This window comes from Mycobacterium marseillense (genome assembly GCF_010731675.1).
GTDB classification, from domain to species: Bacteria; Actinomycetota; Actinomycetes; order Mycobacteriales; family Mycobacteriaceae; genus Mycobacterium; species Mycobacterium marseillense.
Genome location: NZ_AP022584.1, coordinates 4,188,858 through 4,207,806, shown reverse-complemented (window position 1 = coordinate 4,207,806; position 18,949 = coordinate 4,188,858). Strand labels below are relative to the sequence as shown.

Annotated in this window: 19 protein-coding genes; 7 read left to right on the top strand and 12 right to left on the bottom strand. The window is 67.0% G+C overall.

Annotated elements, in window-relative coordinates; translation table 11 throughout:
- Positions 1-91: 91 nt before the first annotated feature.
- Entirely contained in the window at positions 92-1,153 is a 1,062-nt protein-coding gene (locus G6N26_RS19425) for an NAD(P)H-dependent amine dehydrogenase family protein (protein ID WP_083016600.1), read from the top strand.
- Here the strand turns inward: G6N26_RS19425 and lipL are convergent.
- Positions 1,148-2,425, bottom strand: a complete 1,278-nt coding sequence (gene lipL / locus G6N26_RS19420; protein ID WP_067173190.1) for an esterase/beta-lactamase LipL — start codon at positions 2,423-2,425, stop codon at positions 1,148-1,150. The genes G6N26_RS19425 and lipL overlap by 6 nt on opposite strands.
- 38 nt (positions 2,426-2,463) lie before the next feature.
- Positions 2,464-2,622 (bottom strand): hypothetical protein, encoded by a 159-nt coding sequence (locus tag G6N26_RS19415; RefSeq protein ID WP_163648687.1) that lies wholly within the window; start codon positions 2,620-2,622, stop codon positions 2,464-2,466.
- Between the two features lie 61 nt (positions 2,623-2,683).
- Between G6N26_RS19415 and G6N26_RS19410 the strand changes: the two genes are divergently transcribed.
- The 3 genes from G6N26_RS19410 to G6N26_RS19400 are packed head-to-tail and all read left to right on the top strand — an operon-like array spanning position 2,684 to position 4,566.
- Positions 2,684-2,857, top strand: coding sequence for a CsbD family protein (locus G6N26_RS19410; RefSeq protein ID WP_083016604.1), 174 nt, complete (start codon positions 2,684-2,686; stop codon positions 2,855-2,857).
- Positions 2,857-3,573: a cutinase family protein gene (locus G6N26_RS19405; protein ID WP_067173196.1), complete on the top strand. Its 717-nt coding sequence runs from the start codon at positions 2,857-2,859 to the stop codon at positions 3,571-3,573. The genes G6N26_RS19410 and G6N26_RS19405 overlap by 1 nt, the downstream gene beginning before the upstream one ends.
- Positions 3,574-3,579: 6 nt before the next feature.
- Positions 3,580-4,566: an SDR family NAD(P)-dependent oxidoreductase gene (locus G6N26_RS19400; RefSeq protein WP_067173199.1), complete on the top strand. Its 987-nt coding sequence runs from the start codon at positions 3,580-3,582 to the stop codon at positions 4,564-4,566.
- Between the two features lie 21 nt (positions 4,567-4,587).
- Here the strand turns inward: G6N26_RS19400 and G6N26_RS19395 are convergent, their stop codons facing one another.
- Positions 4,588-4,977 carry a PPOX class F420-dependent oxidoreductase gene (locus G6N26_RS19395; protein WP_083016607.1) on the bottom strand — a complete coding sequence of 130 codons (390 nt, stop codon included), beginning with the start codon at positions 4,975-4,977 and terminating at the stop codon, positions 4,588-4,590.
- Between the two features lie 159 nt (positions 4,978-5,136).
- On the opposite strand from G6N26_RS19395, the gene G6N26_RS19390 reads away from it, so the two are divergent.
- The gene (locus G6N26_RS19390; protein ID WP_083016612.1) at positions 5,137-5,721 is read left to right on the top strand and encodes a TetR/AcrR family transcriptional regulator; all 585 of its coding nucleotides are present in this window, start codon (positions 5,137-5,139) and stop codon (positions 5,719-5,721) included.
- Between the two features lie 6 nt (positions 5,722-5,727).
- Here the strand turns inward: G6N26_RS19390 and G6N26_RS19385 are convergent, their stop codons facing one another.
- The 3 genes from G6N26_RS19385 to ligD all read right to left on the bottom strand — a co-directional run bounded on the left by G6N26_RS19385 (position 5,728) and on the right by ligD (position 11,289).
- Positions 5,728-6,930, bottom strand: coding sequence for a cytochrome P450 (locus G6N26_RS19385; protein ID WP_083016614.1), 1,203 nt, complete (start codon positions 6,928-6,930; stop codon positions 5,728-5,730).
- A 259-nt stretch (positions 6,931-7,189) separates the two neighbouring features.
- Positions 7,190-9,181, bottom strand: coding sequence for a glycoside hydrolase family 172 protein (locus G6N26_RS19375; RefSeq protein ID WP_083016618.1), 1,992 nt, complete (start codon positions 9,179-9,181; stop codon positions 7,190-7,192).
- 1,076 nt (positions 9,182-10,257) lie between these two features.
- Positions 10,258-11,289, bottom strand: a complete 1,032-nt coding sequence (gene ligD / locus G6N26_RS19370) for a non-homologous end-joining DNA ligase (RefSeq protein ID WP_067173215.1) — start codon at positions 11,287-11,289, stop codon at positions 10,258-10,260.
- A gap of 26 nt (positions 11,290-11,315) precedes the next feature.
- Here ligD and G6N26_RS19365 point away from each other — a divergent pair, with 26 nt between their 5' ends.
- Positions 11,316-12,398, top strand: a complete 1,083-nt coding sequence (locus G6N26_RS19365) for an ATP-dependent DNA ligase (protein WP_083016621.1) — start codon at positions 11,316-11,318, stop codon at positions 12,396-12,398.
- Here the strand turns inward: G6N26_RS19365 and G6N26_RS19360 are convergent.
- Positions 12,395-13,933, bottom strand: coding sequence for an HNH endonuclease signature motif containing protein (locus G6N26_RS19360; RefSeq protein WP_083016623.1), 1,539 nt, complete (start codon positions 13,931-13,933; stop codon positions 12,395-12,397). The genes G6N26_RS19365 and G6N26_RS19360 overlap by 4 nt on opposite strands.
- A 129-nt stretch (positions 13,934-14,062) precedes the next feature.
- Between G6N26_RS19360 and G6N26_RS19355 the strand changes: the two genes are divergently transcribed.
- Positions 14,063-14,428, top strand: coding sequence for a hypothetical protein (locus G6N26_RS19355; RefSeq protein WP_083016625.1), 366 nt, complete (start codon positions 14,063-14,065; stop codon positions 14,426-14,428).
- Here G6N26_RS19355 and G6N26_RS19350 read toward each other — a convergent pair whose 3' ends face one another.
- The 5 genes from G6N26_RS19350 to G6N26_RS19330 form a co-directional block, all read right to left on the bottom strand.
- A complete protein-coding gene (locus G6N26_RS19350) occupies positions 14,429-15,664 on the bottom strand; it encodes a cytochrome P450 (RefSeq protein WP_083016627.1) in 1,236 nt (411 codons plus the stop codon).
- Between the two features lie 44 nt (positions 15,665-15,708).
- Complete coding sequence (locus tag G6N26_RS19345) at positions 15,709-16,614, bottom strand: haloalkane dehalogenase (RefSeq protein WP_083016631.1); 906 nt, start codon at positions 16,612-16,614, stop codon at positions 15,709-15,711.
- 1 nt (position 16,615) lies between these two features.
- Positions 16,616-17,101 (bottom strand): NUDIX domain-containing protein, encoded by a 486-nt coding sequence (locus G6N26_RS19340; protein WP_083016634.1) that lies wholly within the window; start codon positions 17,099-17,101, stop codon positions 16,616-16,618.
- A gap of 6 nt (positions 17,102-17,107) precedes the next feature.
- On the bottom strand, positions 17,108-18,463 hold the full coding sequence (locus tag G6N26_RS19335; RefSeq protein ID WP_083016637.1) for a WS/DGAT/MGAT family O-acyltransferase: 1,356 nt from the start codon (positions 18,461-18,463) through the stop codon (positions 17,108-17,110).
- A 74-nt stretch (positions 18,464-18,537) separates the two neighbouring features.
- Positions 18,538-18,921, bottom strand: coding sequence for a DUF1330 domain-containing protein (locus G6N26_RS19330; protein WP_067173239.1), 384 nt, complete (start codon positions 18,919-18,921; stop codon positions 18,538-18,540).
- Positions 18,922-18,949: the final 28 nt, after the last annotated feature.

The following is an 18,949-nucleotide window of genomic DNA, read 5'->3' as shown; positions in this document are numbered from 1 at the left end:
GCCGTCGACCCCGCTTCCGTGCCCTTCCCCGCCGAAATATTGGCTTCCGAACTGCCTACTAAGGCCTGCTAAGTTCCCCTATGCTGAGCGAGTGCCAAACAACTATCGAGTGGTTCAGTGGAACACCGGCAACGTCGGCAAGAGCTCGCTGAAGTCGATCGTCACCAACCCCACGCTGGAATTGGTCGGGTGCTTCGCCTGGTCCAAGGACAAGGTCGGGCGCGACGCCGGCGAGCTCGTCGGGATCGCGCCGGTGGGCGTCGCGGCCACCAATGACGTCGACGAGCTCCTGGGCCTCAAGCCGGACTGCGTGGTCTACAACCCGATGTGGTTCGACGTCGACGAGCTGGTTCGCATCCTGTCCGCGGGCGTCAACGTGGTGACCACCGCGTCGTTCATCACCGGCGGAAACCTCGGCGACGGCCGCGACCGCATCGTGGAGGCCTGCCAGAAGGGCGGCGCCACGATCTTCGGCTCCGGCGTCAGCCCGGGCTTCGCGGAGCTGTTGGCCATCGTCTCGGCGATGGTGTGCAACCGGATCGACAAGGTCACGGTCAACGAGGCCGCCGACACCACGTTCTACGACTCACCCGAGACCGAGAAGCCGGTGGGCTTCGGCCAGCCGATCGACCATCCGGACCTGCCGGCGATGGCGGCGAAAGGGACGGCCATCTTCGGCGAGGCCGTCCGGCTGGTCGGCGACGCCCTCGGCGTCGAGCTCGACGAGGTGCGCTGCGTCGCCGAGTTCGCCCAGACCACCGAGGACCTCGTGATGGCGTCCTGGACCATCCCCGCTGGACACGTCGCGGGCACATACATCAGCTGGCAGGGAATCGTCAACGGCAAGACGTTGATCGACCTGAACGTGCGGTGGCGCAAGGGGCAGACGCTCGATCCGGATTGGAAGATCGAGCAGGACGGCTGGGTCATCCAGATCGACGGGCAGCCCACGGTGACCACCAAAGTGGGTTTCCTGCCGCCGCCCTACTTCGAGGCCACCACCATCGAAGAGTTCATGGACCTCGGTCACATCATGACCGCGATGCCGGCCATCAACGCGATCCCCGCCGTCGTCGCCGCCGCGCCCGGCATCGCCACCTACGCCGACCTCCCGCTGACGCTGCCCCGCGGCAACGCACACATCGGTTCATAGGGCCGCGCTGCGCCGCCTCGCGGGTTTGGCGTAGCGGGCGCCCAGTGGCGGCACCGCGAGCGGGCCCTGCTCGCGGACGGCCTCGATGGCGTTGCGCAGCGGACGAGCAAGGCCCGCAAAGGATCCCATGTCGAACAGCAGCGGCGTCAGCAGCCGGTTGTGGACGAAACCGAAGGAGCTGCCGGTCTCGGGGTCGGCCCAGCCGAGCGTTCCGCCCAGCCCGACGTGGCCGAAGCCGCGGAGCAGGCCGGGAACCGGCGACTCGTGGTAGCCGAGGTGAAAAGGCATGGGCACCACCATGTTTGCGTCGGGCCACTTCCGGCGCGCCTGCCCGGCGAGTCCCCGCGCCAGCTCGTCGGACAGGAACTTCTTGCCGTCGATGCGGCCGTCGTTGGCCAGCGCGGCGAACATCTTGGCCAGACCCCGCCCCGTGACCACGCCGTTGGCGGCGGGGACCTCGCCGTCCAGGAACGGGGTGTCGCCCTTGATCAGCGAGATGACACCGGGGAAGTACATCGCGCCCAGCGCGCCGGAAAACGGCAGGCCGGCCATTCTCGGTGCGATGAAGTTGAACACCGGGGCGCGCAGCCGTCCCTGCGGTATCAGGATCTCGGCGGCCCGGGTCGGTGCACCTTCCGGGGGGCGGCCCAGGTGCAGCCCGTCGGTGTTGAGCGGGCGGGCGACCTCCTGGCGGATCAGCTCGCGCATGCCCTTGCCGGTGACCGCCCGGGCCAGACCGGATAACAGCCATCCGTAGGTCAGGGCGTGGTAGGCCTGCACACCGCGCAGGTGATCGACGGGCGCGGCCGCCAGCCGCTCCTCCATCAGGAGGTGGTCCATCAGGTCCGTTTTGGTGACGCCCCGCAGGTGCGACAAGCCGGATCGGTGCCGCAGGACGTCGCGGACCGTGATGTCGGCCTTGCCGTTGGCGCCGAACTCGGGCCAGTACTGCGCGACGGGCGCGTCGTAGGACAGCAGGCCGCGGTCGGCGAGCCGGTGGATCACCGTCGACGCGATGCCCTTGGTCGCCGAGAACACCATCGCGCCGGTGTCGGCGGCCCAGCGCTGGGTGCCGGCGCGGTCCGACCACCCGGTCCAGACGTCCACGACGGACACGCCGTCGACGTAGACGCTCAGCGCTCCCCCGCCGAACCGGCGCCCGGGGAACAAGCGGCCGAACAGCCTGATGACATTGGCGAACCGCGGATCGGCGGCGCCGGACACGCCGCGTGGCAAACCGTCGTCGGTGACCAGCAGGGTCGACGGGGTCACTGCGCCGCGACGCCTCGAGCGCTCATCGGATGAAGCTATCAGTCGGGATGCCGCGGGGGCTCGGGATTCATACCGGGGGTTTGATCGGGCGGCGCTTCCCTCAGATAGCGCCGCAGCCGCAGCAGCTGATTGACCACCATGCCGATGCCCAGCAGCATCAAGCCCGCCACTACTGCCACCACGATCGCGGTGCTCACGGAGTCCATGATGACAGGGCCGGTGTTTCGATGTCTCCCGCCGCCGGGTAGCCAGCACGCCATGAGTGCAGAAGACAAGTTGAAGAATAAGATCGAGGACCTCGGCGGCCGCGCCAAGGAGACCCTCGGCAAAGCCACGGGCGATGCAGAAACCCGGGACGAAGGGCGGGCCGATCAAGCGAAGTCCGCTTTGAAGGATGCCGGTGAAAAGGTGAAGGACGCGTTCAGAAAGTAATGACAATCCGGAATGTGTTGACCGTCCGGTCGATGCGCCGCCTGCCGCTGCCCTTGTTGGCAGCGGCAGCCGTATTCGGTTCCCCGGTCGCAAGCGCGCCCTCGGCGACGGCGGAACCGTGTCCCGACGTCGAGGTGGTGTTTGCCCGAGGATCCGGCGAGCCGCCCGGCATCGGCGGCATCGGTCGGCCCTTCGTCGACGCGCTGCGCTCGCAGATCGGTGCCAAGTCGCTGACGGTGTATGCGGTCAACTACCCCGCCAGCACTGACTTCGACAATCCCGCCTTCCCGGGGACCGTCGTCGACGGAATCCGCGACGCGAGTTCGCATCTCGAATCCATGGTGGCGGATTGCCCGAACACCCGTGAGGTGCTCGGCGGTTACTCGCAGGGCGCCGCGGTGGCCGGCTACACCACCTCGGCCTCCGTGCCGCCGGGCGTTCCCGCTGACAAGGTGCCACCGCCGATGCCGCCGGCCGTCGCGCAACACGTCGCCGCCGTCACGCTGTTCGGCACGCCGACGGGGCAGTTCCTGCAGAAGTACAACGCGCCGCCGCTCACCATCGGGCCGCTGTATCAGCCCAAGACGATCAAACTGTGCGCGCCGGGCGATCCGGTCTGTGCCAGTGGCGGCGACGGGGGCCTGGCCGCCCACACCTCTTATCCGGGGAACGGCATGACCAGCCAAGCCGCCGACTTCGCCGCCGGCCACCTGTAGGCCGTCATGCGGGTTCTCATCACGGGCGGTACGGGCTTTGTCGGCGGGTGGACGGCCAAGGCCATTTCCGATGCGGGGCATTCAGTGCGGTTCCTGGTCCGCAATCCCGCAAAGCTGCAGACCACCGTCGCGCAGCTGGGTGTGGACACCTCGGACTTCGCCGTCGCCGACATCACCGATCGCGTCGCGGTACGCGACGCGTTGCAGGGTTGCGACGCCGTCGTGCACAGCGCCGCCCTGGTGGCCACCGATCCGCGCCAGACACCGCAGATGCTCGCCACCAACATGCAGGGCGCCCAGAACGTGCTCGGTCAGTCCGTCGAGCTCGGTTTGGATCCGATCGTCCACGTGTCGAGTTTCACCGCGCTGTTCCATCCGGACCTGGAGACGCTGACGGCGGATCTGCCGGTGGTGGGCGGGGCGGACGGCTACGGAACGTCCAAGGCGCAGGTCGAGATCTATGCTCGCGGCCTGCAGGATGCGGGCGCGCCGGTCAACATCACGTATCCGGGCATGGTGCTCGGTCCGCCGGTCGGCGACCAGTTCGGCGAGGCCGGCGAGGGCGTGCGGGCGGCCGTGCAGATGCATGCGATCCCGGGGCGCAGCGCGGCATGGCTGATCGTCGACGTCCGCGACCTGGCCGCCGTGCACGCGGCGTTGCTCGAGCCCGGGCGCGGGCCGCGGCGCTACACCGCCGGGGGTCACCGGGTGCCCGCGGCCGACCTCGCGAACCTGCTCGGCCAGGTCGCCGGGACGCCGATGGTGGCCGTCCCGATCCCGGACACCGCGCTGCGGGTGGCGGGCGCGGTGCTGGATCGGGCGAATCGCTTCCTGCCCTTCGAGACTCCGTTCACCTGGGCGGGAATGCAGTACTACACCCAGATGCCGGCCTCCGACGATTCCCCGAGCGAACGGGAACTGGGCATCACCTATCGCGATCCCCACGAGACGGTGGCGGACACGTTCGCGGCGATGCGCGTGGAAAGCGAATAGCCGCAGGGCGTTTCAGGCGGTTCAGGCGGCGGGTGTGATCTCCAGGCCGACGTGCACCTTGTCGATGCCGCCGCGGACGATCGTGTGCGCGTAGAACCACCACGCGTGGTACCAGTACCGCTTGAGCACGGCGTTGTAGACGCGCCGCGTCTCGGACTTCGGCATCACCCGGGCCACGGCTTCGACCTCGTCGCTCTTGGGCTTGCCCAGCGCCGCGCTCTTCGCGATCGTCACCCTGGGTGTGTTGTTGATCCGCTTGGTTTTCCACGAGCCGTCGTCGGTGATAACCAATAGCTTGCCGTCGCCGTCGGGCGCCCCCCAGACGGGCGTCGGCTTGGGCCGGCCGTCCTTGGTGAACGTGGTCAGCAGCAAGTACTTGGATTGAATGACGTCGGTGAAGCTGGGGGCCACTGCCTTGCCTTCCTACGGATTTGGCTGGATCGGAGCAATAGCAAGTCAATTGCCCGATCGGCCGACTTCCTAATCGCGGGCCGGTTCCGGGCTGGGCTAAGCTTTTGGGCGATTGCCCAAAACCGGCTCCCACCACCCCTTGCGGGAAAGACGTACAACATGACCGCATCCCGACGGCCGAAAGCGCGCGACTCCAACACTCGCGACATGCTGATCGACGCGACGATCCGGGTCATGGTCGAGGACGGATACGCCGCGGCGACCTCGCGGCGGGTGGCGAACGAAGCCGGCGTCAAGCCCGCCTTGGTCCACTATTACTTCCCCACCATGGACGAGTTGTATCTTGACGTCTTCCGGCGCGGGGCCGCCGCCTATCTGGAGCGCCAACAGCAAGCGCTGGCCTCCGACCGCCCACTTCACGCCTTCTGGGACACGCTCATCGAGCCGAAGGACACCCGACTGCTGCTGGAGTTCATGGGGCTGGCCAATCATCGCAAGGAGATCGGCGCCGAGATCGCCGCGTGGTCGGAGCGATGGCGCGAAACACAAACCGCCGCATTGAGTTTCATCGTTCGCGAACGCGGATTGGACCAGAGCGAGTTTCCGCCCGCCGGGATCGCTGTCATCATCGCCGCGATCGGTCGCATGCTCATCCTGGAACAGGCGCTGGGCACCACGGGCGGCCATGAGGAGGCCGTCGCCCTGGTCCACCGGCTCATCGACCGCTTCGAGCTGCAGAATTAGCCCCCGTCAGGGCAGCACAACCCGCAGGCGCTCCCAGCCGCGAACCGTGGACGTCGACGCCAATTGCGCTGTGTCGTAGTCGATGTCCCATTCGGGCCAACGGTTGAGGATCTCGTCCAGCGCGACGCGGCCTTCGAGGCGGGCCAGGTTGGCGCCCAGGCAGTAGTGCACGCCCTTGCCGAACGTGATGTGCGAGATGTTGTCGCGGCGGATGTTGTAGGTGTCGGGATCGGTGTAGCGGCGGGGGTCGCGATTGGCGGCGCCGAACAGCAGCAGCATGGCGCTGCCGGCCGGAACCGTCGTCCCGTAGCACTCGAAATCCTGTGCCATCCAACGGGCGACGTGGGGACCGGTCGGTTCGAACCGCAGGGTCTCGTCGACGGTGCGGGTCAACAGCGACCGGTCCCGGTATACCTCGCGGCGTTGATCGGGGTGCTCGGCGAGCACCTTGGCCAGCCAGCCGATCAGCCGGCCGGTCGTCTCGTTGCCCGCCCCGGCGACTACTTGCGTGTAGTGCAGCACCTCTTTGCGGGTCAGCTTGCGGTGCACGCCCCGGTCGTCGTCGAACTCGACGTTGAGCAGCGTCGTCATCAGGTCGTCGGATGGGTTCTTCGAACGCCATTCGACGTAATCTGCGTAGATCCGGCCGTCGGCGATGGAGTCGGCGTTGGCGACCTTGAGGGGCGCACCGGGCTTGGTGCGCAGATTGGCGTCATTGGCATCACGCACCGAAACCTGTTCGGATTCCGGGATTCCCAACAGCATCCCGATGACCCGCATCGGCATCATCGAAGCCAGCTCGGCGATGATGTCGAATCCGCCGGACCCGACGAGTGGGTCCAGGCACCGAACGCAGTACTGCCGGATCTGGTCCTCCAGGGCGGCCATCCGGCGTGGCGTGAAGACGCGGGACATCAGGCCGCGCAGCCTCGTGTGCTCGGGCGGGTCCTGAAACATCATCACGCCGCCGGGCATGTCGAACTTCGACTGCACCAGCTCGAGGATGTCGCTTCGCTTGCTGGAGAAGGCTTCCCAGTTGGCCAAGCCCCGCTCGACATCGGAATGCCGTGACAGCGCCCAGAAATCGTACTTTTCGTTGTAGTAGATCGGCGCTTCGTCGCGCAGCCGCGCATAGGTCGGATACGGGTCGGCATTGATACCGACGTCGTAGGGATCGTAATAGACGTCGGTGTCGTTGGTGACGGTCATCGATTTCCTCGCTTCGGGCAGCCGCCGGCATCCCCGCACCCATCGAGTTTTGGGCGATCGCCCAAAATTGTGGCGCAGGCCATGTCTAGCAGCATGTCCGCGAATCCGTCAAGGTCGCCGAGCCGATTTGGATCTGCAACTCATGCGCCCGGGCCGACTATTCGGACACCGAGATGCGGGCCGCCCTCGAGGTCAATCTGCCCGACTACGCCTCGGCCATCGTGACCGCCGACGCGGCCGTCGCCGCCATCACCGCTCTCTAGGCCGGACCCGTCAGGGCATCGACGTGGTAGCGGCTGGCGGTCCAGGGCGGCGAATCCGCGCTGGGCGTGAGGGTGATCGTCAGCTGCGCTTTGCCGGCGGTGACCGACTGCGGCACCAGATAGGTGTCATCCAGCCAGCGGTGAAAGGTGTTGCTGCGCGGCTGGAGCCACGTACCCGCGGCCAGACCATCCACCGCGACATCCGCCGATTGAAAACCGCTCGCCTGATCCGACGTGCGCCTCAGCAGGACACCGTGGTTGTCGGGATCAAGCTGGACATGGAAGGTGATCGCGCCCGCGGTGCTGCGGACCGAGCCGATGACGGGCAGGGTGTCCTCGGTGCCCTCGTACTCACTGACCAACAGCTGATCGGTGGCGTCGTCGTCGGTATAGCCGTGTAGGACACGATCGACGGGATCTGCGGGGCGGACGTCGTCGCTGCCGGTCAGGACCGCGCCCGGCTGCGTATAGAGGAAGGCGGTTGAGCTGTAGTCGGGTTGGACCATGTTGCGTTTGCCGTGCTCGATGCCGAAGCGCAGCGCGGAGTGGTACCCGATCGCGTCCGCCAGCATGATCCGGTAGACGGCGACGCAGTAGTCCGCGCACCCGCCGGTCGCCGTGCGCTGGTCGGGTTGACCGTTGAGCGGGTCGCTGAAGTGGGTGCCGTCTTTGAAGTACCAGCCCCCCTCGTAGAGGTCCTCGGTGCCGGTGCCGTACCACTGCGGGGATGCGGCGCCGTCGGTGTAGACCCGTTCGGCCCCTTCGAGAAAGTAAGGGGCGCCCTCACTGAACGCCGTTTTGGTCCGCCGGCCGCGGATGGTGTGGCTGACTCCGACGAATTTGCCGTGGCCCTGCTCGTCGGCGAACGCCCAGTCCTGACCCTGGAGGGTCGGGCCGGCGTGGGCGCGGGCGGTGAAGTAGCCGGCGCGACCGCCGGCCAGCGCCGCCGCCCATTGGGGGTCGGGTGTGGTGGTGACGTCACTGGCTATCCCCGGCGCCGTGGCGGCGGTGGTGTTGACGAGCGTGACGCGGGCCGTGTTCGCGAACGGCATCGGCCACCAAGCCCGCAAGACCAGTGGACCGTCGGGCTGCGGCGTGGCGGCGAACATCAGCGATCGCACGGGGTTGGCACCGAGTCCCGCGCCGAAGAACTCCCCGAGGGGCGCGTCGACCGTTGTCCGGCCGTCGAATTGGATCCGCAGGCGCAACCCGGCCAGGAATTCATCCGCCGGCCCCGGCAGCTGCAGTCGCAGCGCCGAGATGCTGCCCGGGCCGCTGGATTCGGCGATGGTCTGTTCGGTCCCCGCGGCAAGGTCGACGACCCGATTACTGTGTGTTGCAGGGCCGGTCGGCGGTTTGGGATCGGCGGTTCCCGCGGCGCGCAGAGTGTTGAGCACATCGAGCGCGGGATCGGTGGGCGAAAAAGTGTTTATCCCATCGGCATTCGCGAACTGGCGATAGTCGACGTGGTAATACTCCAGATGGGATGCGACGCTGATCCGCATCGATCGCCGATACGGCATCGGCACCTTGATATAGACCCCGCCCGGCGACTGGGCGGCGTTGGCCACCAGCGGCCACGCGAACGGTGCGCCCAGTTCACCGTCGACCAGGGACTGCAATGGCGCGTCGACGACGGTCTGCCCATCCAGCTCGATGCGGATGTTTCCGATGGCATGAACATTGCCCCCGTCGCGGGTAAACCAGATCGAATCAACCTCCCCGGCACCGCGATCCTCCGCGATGAGGCAGCCGGCACCACCCGACGCCAAACAGCCGCCGGTGCCGTTTCGGTTCCCGGTGGAAATGTCGAAATCACCGCCGCTGCGGTCGAAACTCGACACCTGCAGGGTCTGCGATTCGGTGTCCAGATAGGGCAGCCGATCCAATCGACGGTAGGTGTCCCAGCCGACCATCTTCTCGCCGAGGCCGGCGGCCGGAGGCTCGGCCGCAGCGGGTGCGATGACCCCGGCGCCGGCCCACAGCATCAGCGCGCAGGCCGCAATCCACGCTCGAGAAGCCACTGGCATGGCAACAGAGCTTACTTTTCTTGGCATCCAACTTCGCCCCTGGCGGCGCGAAACATATTTGCGGTGTTGCCCGTTCGCGCGACGCGACCGACGTCGGCTTCGCCGGTGGCGTTCTCCCGCTTAACGGGTATCCCGTCTCCCCCGAATACGTTTGGCGTCGTTCTCGATAGGCGGAAACCGCAGCCAAGGCGGGGCCTTGGACCGGCAAAAGATGCGGCCCGAAGAAATTCAATCAGTTGACGTAAATCGCCTTTATTTCACTGGATCCCATAGCATTCCGCATTGTACTCACGTAATATAACGCTCCTCGGGCGAAGCATTCCTTCTGGACGAATGGAGTGGTCATGTCTCGTTTGAAGTACAAAGTTGTTCTCGGCCTTTTTCTTGCCGCCACCGCGTTGACAACCTCGGGATGCATGGTGCCGATTACTATCGACTGCACTCCCGCGGGCCTCACCTGCACATAAGGCGCGCCCCGACTACTGGCGTCGCCTCAACCGGTACCCCTTCCCCTTATCGGCATTGGGTGCCAGTTCCTCGCACGGCCGAAGCCGATACCATCCCCTCGCGTATCGGACGACGCCGTGACAACACCGGCGCGGCCGCGGCTCGCGAAAGTGACTGGGCACCTAGGCTTTAGCGCTGCGCGTTGAGTCCTGTCCCGACCACTCCTCAGCGGGCGCGGCATCTCGGCGACGCGAGGGCGTGCGCACCCTTCGGGCCGTGCGCACGCCCGTCGCGAATTCGTTGGTGCCCTTTACACGGGTTCGCGGTAGACTGATCGCCTCAGCGAAACAGCGCTGGACGCGGTCGGCCCCGACACCCTGGCAGTTCGGGTAGGGGAATTCGTGTGGTTCGGGTCCACTTTCCTAATTCCCTGGGGCACAAGAGGTTCACTTCCGCGCACCCCCGGCGAATGATAGCGTTGAGACGCTCGCATGGGCAGGCGGTTCAGTCATGTGAGAGGGGTAACCGCGGGCCCATCGCGGGCGGCAAGCCCGTTACCTCGGGATGATCGGGTAACGGATTTCGGTTTATTTTTTCCCGTTTTTGCGATCCGTATCCCGGCTGGGCTGAACGCGTTTGGGCTCGCCGGGCATCTTCGGATAGTTCGGTGGATACGGCATGTCGCCGAGGCCACGCTCTTCGTCGGCCGCGGCCATCTCCAACAGCGGTGAGATCGACTGAGCGACATCATCCATTGCGGCCCAAGGGTCTTCCCGGCGCGAGACCAGTTCGGGCACGGTCGCCATGGTGTACTCGTCGGGCTCGGCGCCGGCCAATTCGTCCCATGTCAGCGGCATCGACACCGTCGCGATCGGCGTGCGCCGCACCGAATAGGCTGATGCCATGGTGCGGTCCCGGGCGTTCTGGTTGAAATCGACGAAGATGCGCTCGCCCCGTTCTTCCTTCCACCACGCCGTGGTGACGGCGTCGGGCGCGCGGCGCTCCACTTCGCGGGCCAGTGCGATGCCCGCGCGGCGCACTTCGATGAAATCCCAGTCGGTGGCGATCCGCAGGAAGACGTGGATCCCGCGGCCCCCGGATGTCTTCGGGTAGCCGACAAGACCGAGCTCGTCGAGCAGCGGCCGCAACACGTCGACCGCGACGGTGCGCGCCTGTTCGAAGGCGACGCCGGGCTGCGGATCCAGATCGATGCGCAGCTCGTCGGGGTGGTCGGTGTCCGGGCAGCGCACCTGCCACGGGTGCAGGGTGATCGTGCCCATCTGCGCCGCCCACACGATCGCGGCGGGATGGGTGACCTTCAGCGCGTCGGCGGTCCGTCCCGACGGAAACGTCACCTGGCAGGTTTCCAGGTAGTCGGGATGGTGCTGGGGAATCCGCTTCTGGTAGATCTCCTCGCCGTCGATGCCGTCCGGGAATCGCTGCAGGTGGCTGGGCCGGTCGCGCAGCGTGTCGAGCATGGGCCCGCCCGCGACGGCGCGGTAGTACTCGACCAGGTGGCGCTTGGTGCCCTTGGACCCCAGCTTGGGGAAATACACCTTGTCCGGATTGGTCAGGCGGACCGCAATGCCGTCGACTTCGAGCTCCTCTGCAGCAGCCATACCACCGATTCCAGCACAATCAGGCTATGGACCTCGCTGTCATGCCGCCGGTGTCGCCGATGCTGGCCAAGTCGGTTCGCTCGATTCCGCCCGACGCGTCGTATGAGCCCAAGTGGGACGGATTCAGGTCGATCTGTTTCCGCGACGGCGACGACGTCGAGCTGGGCAGCCGCAACGAGCGGCCGATGACCCGCTACTTCCCGGAGTTGGTCGCCGCCGTCAAGGCCGAGCTGCCGCCGCGCTGCGTGATCGACGGGGAGATCGTCATATCCACTACGCGAGCCACCGGCACCAGATTGGACTTCGAGGCGCTGCAACAGCGCATCCACCCGGCCGACTCGCGGGTGCGGATGCTGGCCGAGGCGACGCCCGCGTCCTTCATCGCGTTCGACCTGCTGGCGCTCGGCGACGAGGACTACACCCGGCGGCCGTTCAGCGAGCGGCGGGCGGCCCTCGTCGATGCGGTGGGCGGGCCGGGGCGTTCGATCCATGTCACGCCCGCCACGACCGATCTGAGCACCGCGCAGCGGTGGTTCGACGAGTTCGAGGGTGCCGGCCTCGATGGCGTGATCGCCAAGCCGCTGGACGTCACCTACCAGCCGGACAAGCGGGTCATGTTCAAGATCAAGCACGAACGGACCGCGGACTGCGTTGTCGCCGGCTACCGGGTGCACAAGTCCGGCGCCGACGCGATCGGGTCGCTGCTGCTGGGGCTCTACCAGGATGATGGGCAGCTGGCGTCGGTCGGCGTCATCGGCGCCTTCCCGATGGCCGAGCGGCGCCGGCTGTTCGCCGAACTGCAGGCGCTCGTCACCGACTTCACCGATCACCCGTGGAACTGGGCCGCCCACGAAGCCGGCGAGCGGACGCCCCGCAAGAACGAATACTCGCGGTGGAACGCCGGCAAGGATCTCTCCTTTGTGCCGCTGCGCCCCGAGCGTGTGGTCGAGGTCCGCTACGACCACATGGAGGGGCGGCGGTTTCGTCATACCGCGCAGTTCAACAGGTGGCGCCCGGACCGCGACCCGCGCTCGTGCACCTACGAGCAGCTGGAACAGCCGGTGACGTTCAGTCTCGGCGAGATCGTGCCGGGCCTCGGCCCGGGCTAGAACGGCGGCGGCTGGTTGCGTTCGGCGACACGTGCGGCGTTCAGCGAGCGTTCGGCATCGATGCGGCGGGCACGGTCTTGCTGACGGGTCCGCCGTCGCGCGGGCATCATGACGCCGCGATTGCCGGGAGGGCGGTATTGCCCTGGAGCGGTTGATAATTTGCCGGTTGGCGCGCAAAGGGTTGGAAAGAACAGTCGGCTGCCTGGCCGGGTGACGTAGCGGTGCCCCCTTGGCGATGTCCAAGCGATGGTGCCGTCGGGCCGTTGCTCGTCATGCCAGCCCGTCCAGAAAGTCTTCAATAGATGATGTTTTCGGCACAGGCATTTGAGGTTGGACGCGTGAGTCGGCCCGAGCGGGTAGGGCACCGTGTGGTCGATATCGGCGAACTCGGCGGGCCGGTCGCAACCGGGGAACCGGCAGGTCATATCCCGGCAGCGGATAAACCGTTCCAGCTCGGCCGATGGCCGGTATCCCGATTCGGGCGGGGCGTCGCCGGGATGGTGTACCGGCCGAACCTTCGCCCCACCGCGGACCAACTCGGCGACCAGCGCGGGAGAAATCACGCCGCCGCCGGTGATCAGAGCGGGAGGCTTGCGTTCGGCGGGCACGTCGGGTTCCGGGTCGGGCGTCAGAGCCTCGGCCAGGGTCATCTCCGGTGTGATGGGCGTGGAGGGCCGTTCTCCGCACATGTGCGGATCCGGGTCGGCGTCCAACGTCGACGCTTGGGCGACAACGTGAATCACCACGCTGCCGGCCCGCTCGTCGTCGGCGGTGCCGACCGGGCAATCGCGGTTGCCACATGCGCACGCGAGCCGATCCGCGTCGGCGGCAAGCGCACCCAACGCATCGGCACGCCGCTGGCCGAGGGTGCGCGGGTCGTCCTGGCAGACCGTGTGGGCCAGTTGCGACAGGCGCCGATCCAGCATGGCCGCATCGGTCGCGTAGAGCCGTCCCCACAGGTCCGCGGTGCCCGACTCGTCATCGGCCTGGTTGATGACCACGTCGCGGGCGCGGGCGCCAGTGCGGGTGCGCCGCAAAGCTCCCGGATCGTGTTGGTCCACCACGGCGTCGATCGCTTGTGCGGTTTTGTTCGCCGTCATCGGCCCGAAGCCGGTCGCATCCTCGGCCAGCATCGCATCGACCAACCGGAGCGATTCTGGGTCTTTGATCAGGTCGGTGCGCCAGACAATCGTCGCCGCCAGCCTGGCACTGACGGCGCCCTCGGCGAACAACGCTGCCACCCGCGGCAACCGATCACGCAGGGCCACAGCAAGATACATCTGTCCCGAGGCCATGGCGTGGCCGATGTTCTGCGCGGCGGCCACCTCCGCCGCCATCGCATCCCAGTTGTCACATGACCAGTGCGCGCAGTCGGTGGGACCGTTGGCGTGGCGGTGCACCAGTTCCGCGGTAGCCGCCAGCCGGCGCGCCGCGGCCGCCGCCTCGATCCGCGCGCATTCGGCGATCGCGGTCACCACTGTCGCGTCATCGGCGCATGCCAGCGCCTCGGCACTCGGTAACTCGCAATCGAACATGCCTTCGACTGTAGCCGTGCACCCGGACACGAAACCCAGCCCAAAAGTCAGCTTGTGGACGAACTTCCAACTGTGGATAACTTCGAATGCGCGCGTTTAACGCCCCGCCGAAGCGGGCACGCGGCCCGCATGTCAGTCACAGCCTTTCAAGATTTGCCGTTGGCCGATCGCGACCGGAAGTGGGAAGGCGACGCGGCCGAGAAGCGGGTCCGCAAGTGGGCCGGCGCCGAGGATGCCCCCAACCAGAAGTACCGCGACGCCCACGTCTGGTACGACGGCGACAAGAAGGACAACTTCACCGGGTACAAGCTCCTGATCGCCGACGTCATCGGCGGCACCCTCAAGGCGGTGCCCCGCGGGGTGATGGCGGCCGGCGCGATCATGGACGGTGCGCGCGGCGGCATCGACGTGCCCGACTCCGACGTCGATCGGATCAAAAGCCACCTGGCGAAGTACTACAGGAAGATGGACGAAAGCCCGCCCTGGGACCGCTGATCAGGTCGCGAGCACGAGCTCCGACAGCCCGCGCAACGTGACGTTGGTCTTGTACTGCGGTTCGCCCTCCAAGCGCGCGTTCGGGAAGCGCGCGGCCACCGCCGCCAGCGCCACGCCGGCCTCCAACCGGGCCAGCGGCGCGCCCAGGCAGTAATGCGCCCCGCGACCGAAGCCCAAGTGCCGCATGGTTTTCCGATCCGGATCGAACACGTCCGGGCGATCGTATTCGGCGGGATCCCGGCTGGCGCCGGCGAGCAACAGCATCATGACGTCACCCGCGGGCACCTCGATGCCGCCAATCACCATGTCGGCGAGCGCAATCCGGCCCACCAGCTGTACGGGCGGGTCATAGCGCAGGGTCTCCTCCACGATCGCCGAAGCTCGGTCGGGGTCGGCGCCCAGGGCTGCCCACTGGCCGGTGTTGCGCAGCATGGCCAACACGGCGTTCCCGATGAGGTTCACCGTGGTCTCGTGCCCGGCGATGAGCAGCAGGTTGCACGTGGAGACGATCTCTTGTTCGGTCAGTTGATCGCCCGACTCCTCGACGGCGATCAACCCCGACAGCAGGTCGTCGCCGGGTCGTGAGCGGCGCTTGTCGATCAGGCCGTGGAAGTACTCACGCAGCCAGGTGCCGGCCTGTTGTCGCTCATTGGCGACCTCCTCCGGCACACCGGTGATCGTCGAAAACGGGTCCAGCGCCTGGGCCAGCAACGCCGACGCGCGGCTGAACTGCGGCTCGTCGTCCAGCGGCACACCGAGCAGCCGGCAGATCACCGCGACCGGCAGCGGATAGGCGAAATCCTCGACGACTTCGAATCGTCCTTTTTCGGCGACCCGGTCGAGCAGTCCGTCGACCAGCGAGCTGATGTCGGGTTGCATCGCGCTCACCACCCTCGGCGCGAATGCCTTGCTGACCAGCTTGCGCAGCCGGGTGTGATCGGGCGGGTCGAGGAACAAGAAACCCGGTGGGCCTTGCCGGGCCGGCGTCGTGCCGGACTCCGCCTGCCGCTTCGCGACGGTCGAGTTGACGTTGTCGCTGCTCGACGACGGGTGGCGCAACACCTCGTCGCAGTCGCGGTAACTCAAGAAGACCGCCAGGTTGGCGTCCGGCAGCTGCAACGGTCCGCGGTCACGAAACTGCGCGCAGAGCCGGTACGGGTCGGCCCGGTTGGCGGGGTCCAGCAGCTGCAGCAACAGCCCTTGGGATTCGGCGGCCTCGGTAGGGGCGGTCGTCATCCTGACATTGTGCCCGGAGTCTGATCCGTCGCATCCCACCCTGCTCAGCGGCGCAGGAACGCCGCGATGTGGCCGGCCAGTTCTTCGCCGGCGTCTTCCTGCAGAAAGTGTCCGGCGCCGCGGATCACCGGGTGGTCGATCCCTTGCGCGCCGCGCATCTCGCGCTGGAAGATCGCGGCCATCGGCCCGGTAATGGGGTCGCTGTCACTGAAGGCGACCAGCATGGGCGTCGGGCTGACCGACAACTTGGTCCACGCGGCCTTGTTGGCCGCCGCGGCGGGGTCCTCCGGTGACGTGGGCACCAGCCCGGGCATGGCCCGCGGGCCGGTGCAGTATTCGTCAGCGGGAAACGGCGCGTCGTAGCCCGCACGTTCGGCGTCGCTCATCTGCCGGCGACAGCCGCCCTGCACGAACGCGCCGATGTCCAGCGCCGGCGCCGACGTGATGGCCTCCCGGAAGCGCCACCAGATGTCGGCCATCGGCTGATCCCCGTTGGGCAGCCCGGTGTTGGCGACGACCACCCGGGCGAACCGTTCGGGATGCTCTGCGGCGAGCCGCAATCCGATCAGCCCGCCCCAGTCCTGACCGACCAAAGTGACGTTGCGGAGGTCGAGGACGTCGAACGCCAGCGCGCGCATCCATTCGACGTGGCGCGCATAGCTGTGGTCGTCGAGCCGGGTGGGCTTGTCCGAGCGGCCGAACCCGACGAGGTCCGGGCAGATGACCCGGTGACCCTCGGCCACCAGTATCGGAATCATCTTGCGGTACAGGTAGGACCACGACGGCTCGCCGTGCAGCATGAGAATCGGATCGGCGTTCTGTGGGCCGTCTTCGATCCAGGCCACGCGCAACGTGCCGCCGTCATCGTCGGACAGTTCGCAATACCTTGGCGGGTAAGGGAAATCAGGAACCGCGTCGAATCGGTCGTCGGGTGTGCGCAGCGTCTGCATTTCAGGTCCCTTCGGATAGTCCGGCGATAGCCGGATCGGCCATCAAGCGGTCGAGAAAAGCGTGCTGGCCCTTCAGCAACTTGGTGCGCGCCGCCACCACCGCGAACCAGCCCACCCGATCGACCTCGGGAAACTCCCGCAGCGTGCCCGACCCCTTTGGCCATTCCAGTTCGAAAGTGTTGCTGCGCGCGTCGGTGACGTCGAGGTCACTGTGCACGCCGAAGGCGGTCACCACCTTGCCGCCGGATTGCTTGAGCTGACCGAGATCGACGCGCGGCCCGGCCGGCACCGACAAGCCCAGCTCCTCGGAGAACTCGCGCTGCGCGGCCGCCCAGGGGTCCTCCCCCTCGGGGTACTCGCCCTTCGGGATCGACCACGCGCCGTCGTCCTTGCGGACCCAGAACGGTCCGCCCGGATGCGCAAGCAACACCTCGACGACGCCGTCGCGGATCCGGTACAACATCACCCCCGCGCTCAGCTTCGGCATCGACTTCTATTCTCCCACAGCGCGTTCCAGATCCTTCAGCGAGGATTCCAGATGCGGTAGCAGACGCTGCAGGTGCGGCACGCTGCGTCGGCATCCCACCAGACCGAAGTCCAGATTGCCGGCGTTGCTGGCCAGGGTGATGTTCAGCGCCTGGCCGTCCAACGCGATGGACAGCGGATAATTGCCGTCGAGCCGGGCTCCCCCGTAGTAGATCGGCTCCGTGGGTCCCGGCACGTTCGAAATGATGATGTTGAACGGGGGCGACGTCGATGCCACCCAGCCCGGGACCGCCGCCAACGCCAACGCCGACGTGTTGACGGCCGACAGCGCGAGCGCCTGCAACCGCGGCAACTGCGAGAAGACTTTCTTGTTGCTGCGCATCGAATCGCTGATGGTCAACAGACGCTGCGCAGGATCGTCGGCGTCGGTCGCGAGGTTGCACAGGATGGCGCCGACCATGTTGCCGCCGGCGTCGGCCTCTTCCTCGGTGCGCAGGCTCACCGGGACCATCGCGATCAGCGGCGTGTCCGGCAGCGCGTTCTGCTCGAGCAGGTAATAGCGCAGCGCCCCCGAGCACATCGCCAGGACGACGTCGTTCACTGTGACGCCCGCAGCCCTCTTCACGCTCTTGATGCGGTCCAGCGACCACGACTGTGCGGCGCAGCGGCGAGCGCCACCGATCTTGACGTTCAACATGGTCTTCGGCGCCCCGAAAGGCAACGTCAGTTGCTGCTCGAGCAGCGCCGCGCGCGCCAACCCAATTGTCGAGGGGGCAAGCGCTGCAAGGGATCCCGCCGTACGGGCCAACGAACTCAACGGAGATGACGGGCTGGGTTTGCGCTTGGGTTTGCGCAGGCTCCACGGGGCACGGATCTCGGGGTCGTCGGGATCGGTGGTCAGCGCGCGCTGCATCAGCTTCTGCGCCGACACACCGTCGATCAGGGCGTGGTGAACCTTGGTGTAGATGGCGAACCGGCCGTCTTTGAGGCCCTCGACGATGTGTGTCTCCCACAGGGGCCGATGACGATCCAGCAGGCTGCTGTGCCACCGCGAGGTCAGCTCGAGCAATTCGCGGACCCGTTTGGGTGAGGGCAGCGCCGAACGCCGGACGTGGTAGTCGACATCGATGTCGTCGTCGTAGGACCAGCCCAGGTTTGCGATACCGCCGACGAACTTCGCGGGATGCTTGCGAAACGTGGGCTGAAAGTCCCGCTGGGCGGCCAGTTGCTTGTGCAGCTCACGGGCGAAGCCGCGCCCGGCGCCCGGCGGCGGCTCGAACAACTGCAAGCCTCCGACGTGCATGGGATGTTCGCGAGACTCACCCAAAAGAAAGATCGCGTCGGTCGGCATCATCAGTTCCATCCACCCATTAGACCGCGACTGGCGCCAGCGTGTGGATGTCTGCCCAGATCGGCGATGAGCCGATCTGCCGCCGGTTAGTCAGCCACGACCGACCACGTCGACGTCGCGATCAGGTCTCCGCGGTCCAGACCCGCGGCGCGATGCTCGTGCACCTTGGCATACTCCTGCGTGGTCACCATGTCGATGAAGGCCTGGGGCGTCGGGTATTCGACGATGAGAATCACGTCCCACCAAGGCCGTTCGCCCTCGCCGATCACGACCGACGGCGCTCCCCCGGCGTAGCGCAGGGTGGCGCCCACGCGTTCGAGATGCGGAACGACTTCCTGGCCGTATTGCAGGTAGCTCTGAAGGCCGCCCTCGGGTTTGAACTTCAACAGGTTGACCATCACCACCGGCGCGTCGGCGGGTCGCGCCGCCAGCACGGCGAGCTGTTCGGCAGTCGGTTCCAGGCTGCTCACGTGAATCTCCTTGCCCTAGCTGTGTTCT